The sequence below is a fragment of the Anabaena lutea FACHB-196 genome (genome assembly GCF_014698305.1).
GTDB lineage: Bacteria > Cyanobacteriota > Cyanobacteriia > Cyanobacteriales > Nostocaceae > Anabaena > Anabaena lutea.
The window spans coordinates 1-3,316 of the sequence record NZ_JACJST010000063.1 but is presented as its reverse complement, the minus strand read 5'-3'; the positions used below and the strand labels follow the sequence as shown (position 1 = coordinate 3,316).

2 rRNA genes are annotated in these 3,316 nt (G+C 51.2%); both read left to right on the top strand.

The features are described 5' to 3' along the window. Positions 1–216: 216 nt before the first annotated feature. Positions 217–3,040: ribosomal RNA gene (locus tag H6G59_RS27015) — 23S ribosomal RNA — on the top strand. Between the two features lie 115 nt (positions 3,041–3,155). Further along, positions 3,156–3,273, top strand: a 5S ribosomal RNA gene (gene rrf, locus H6G59_RS27010). Positions 3,274–3,316: the final 43 nt, after the last annotated feature.

The following is a 3,316-nucleotide window of genomic DNA, read 5'->3' as shown; positions in this document are numbered from 1 at the left end:
TAACCTCCACATTGGAAAAGAAGTCAGCAACAGACAAAAGTCAGACTGCTGGGTTCGACCAGCCAGAACCTTGAAAACTGCATAGTAACGCGAAAATAAGCAGGCAGACGAATCAAAGTACTGAGAAATGAGTACCGAGTAATGAGTAAAAGACTCAAAGCGGAGTATAAAAGGATTCAGGAAGGAGAGTCTGCAAGTGGAAACCAATGAATAAGTGGTCAAGCTAATAAGGGCTAATGGTGGATACCTAGGCACACAGAGGCGAAGAAGGACGTGGTTACCGACGAAATGCTCCGGGGAGTTGGAAGCAAACTATGAGCCGGAGATATCCGAATGGGGCAACCCTAAATACAGCCTGTTGAATATATAGACAGGTATGAGCCAACCCAGCGAATTGAAACATCTTAGTAGCTGGAGGAAGAGAAATCAATAGAGATTCCCTAAGTAGTGGTGAGCGAAAGGGGAAGAGCCTAAACCAAAGAGTTTACTTTTTGGGGTAGTGGGACAGCGAGAACGAATCACGGAGACTAGACGAAACAGCTAAATACTGTACCAGAGGGGGTGAAAGTCCTGTAGTCGAAAGTCAAAGGATAGTAGCTGAATCCCGAGTAGCATGGGGCACGAGAAATCCCATGTGAATCAGCGAGGACCATCTCGTAAGGCTAAATACTACTGTGTGACCGATAGTGAACCAGTACCGCGAGGGAAAGGTGAAAAGAACCCCGGAAGGGGAGTGAAATAGAACATGAAACCATTAGCTTACAAGCAGTGGGAGTCCGATTAAACGGATGACCGCGTGCCTGTTGAAGAATGAGCCGGCGACTTATAGGCACTGGTAGGTTAAAGCGAGAATGCTGGAGCCAAAGGGAAACCGAGTCTGAAGAGGGCGATAATCAGTGTTTATAGACCCGAACCCTGGTGATCTAACCATGGCCAGGATGAAGCTTGGGTAACACCAAGTGGAGGTCCGAACCGACCGATGTTGAAAAATCGGCGGATGAGCTGTGGTTAGGGGTGAAATGCCAATCGAACCAGGAGCTAGCTGGTTCTCCCCGAAATGTGTTTAGGCGCAGCGGTAATGATTATATCTGGGGGGTAAAGCACTGTTTCGGTGCGGGCTGGGAGACCGGTACCAAATCGAGACAAACTCTGAATACCCAGAGCACACATTGCCAGTGAGACAGTGGGGGATAAGCTTCATTGTCAAGAGGGAAACAGCCCAGACCACCAGCTAAGGTCCCCAAATCATCGCTAAGTGATAAAGGAGGTGAGAGTGCATAGACAACTAGGAGGTTTGCCTAGAAGCAGCCACCCTTGAAAGAGTGCGTAATAGCTCACTAGTCAAGCGCTCTCGCGCCGAAAATGAACGGGGCTAAGCGATGTACCGAAGCTGTGGGATTACTAATAATAATCGGTAGGGGAGCGTTCCGTCATAGGTAGAAGCAGTAGCGGCAAGCAGCTGTGGACGAAACGGAAGTGAGAATGTCGGCTTGAGTAGCGCAAATGTATGTGAGAATCATACACCCCGAAACCCTAAGGGTTCCAGAGCCAGGTTCGTCCACTCTGGGTTAGTCGGGACCTAAGGCGAGGCCGAACGGCGTAGTCGATGGACAAAGTGTCAATAGTCACTTACTGTTCTGTGGGAGCATAGATAGGGACGCATGAAAGATAGCCACACCCTAATTGGTTTGGGAGGGGTTTACGAACTCCGAGTGGGGAAGGATAGTGCCAAGAAAAGCTATGTATGTGATGAAAGCAGAATACCCGTACCCGAAACCGACACAGGTAGGGAGGTTGAGAATACCAAGGGGCGCGAGATAACTCTCTCTAAGGAACTCGGCAAAATGGCCCCGTAACTTCGGAAGAAGGGGTGCCCACTGATGAAGTGGGTCGCAGTGAAGAGATCCAGGCGACTGTTTACCAAAAACACAGGTCTCCGCAAACTCGTAAGAGGACGTATGGGGGCTGACGCCTGCCCAGTGCCGGAAGGTTAAGGAAGTCGGTCAGCGAAAGTGAAGCTGGCGACCGAAGCCCCGGTGAACGGCGGCCGTAACTATAACGGTCCTAAGGTAGCGAAATTCCTTGTCGGGTAAGTTCCGACCCGCACGAAAGGCGTAACGATCTGGATGGTGTCTCAGAGAGAGACTCGGCGAAATAGGAATGTCTGTGAAGATACGGACTGCCTGCACCTGGACAGAAAGACCCTATGAAGCTTTACTGTAGCCTGGAATTGTGTTCGGGCTTCGCTTGCGCAGGATAGGTGGGAGGCGTGGAGATATTCCTTGTGGGGAATATGGAGCCAACGGTGAGATACCACTCTGGCGAAGCTAGAATTCTAACCCATCTCCGTGAGCCGGAGAGGGAACAGTTTCAGGTGGGCAGTTTGACTGGGGCGGTCGCCTCCTAAAAAGTAACGGAGGCGCGCAAAGGTTCCCTCAGCACGCTTGGAAACCGTGCGACGAGTGTAAAGGCATAAAGGGAGCTTGACTGCAAGACCGACAAGTCGAGCAGGTACGAAAGTAGGCCTTAGTGATCCGACGGCGCAGCATGGAATGGCCGTCGCTCAACGGATAAAAGTTACTCTAGGGATAACAGGCTGATCTCCCCCAAGAGTCCACATCGACGGGGAGGTTTGGCACCTCGATGTCGGCTCATCGCAACCTGGGGCGGAAGTACGTCCCAAGGGTTGGGCTGTTCGCCCATTAAAGCGGTACGTGAGCTGGGTTCAGAACGTCGTGAGACAGTTCGGTCCATATCCGGTGCAGGCGTAAGAGCATTGAGAGGAGCCTTCCTTAGTACGAGAGGACCGGGAAGGACGCACCGCTGGTGTACCAGTTATCGTACCAACGGTAAACGCTGGGTAGCCAAGTGCGGAGCGGATAACCGCTGAAAGCATCTAAGTGGGAAGCCCACCTCAAGATGAGTGCTCTCACTACATAAGTAGGTAAGGTCACCTGTAGAACACAGGTTCTTAGGCGGTAGGTGGAAGTGCAGTAATGTATGCAGCCGAGCCGTGCTAATAGACCGAGGGCTTGACCTCACACTCAGTTAACAGTGAATACATTGGTGAATATCGCGTTACTTGCAGTCTTCAGGGTTTCTGAATTAGTGACAGTTTTTTGATAACTGATAACTGCTCACTGTTCACTGTTTTTCCTGGTGTCTATAGCACGGTGGAACCACACTGATCCCTTCCCGAACTCAGAGGTGAAACGCTGTTGCGGCAACGATAGTCTGGGGGTTGCCCCACGCCAAAATAGCTCGATGCCAGGTCTATTCTTACCACAAACCCCCCTCCCCCTTCACACCGGGGGGG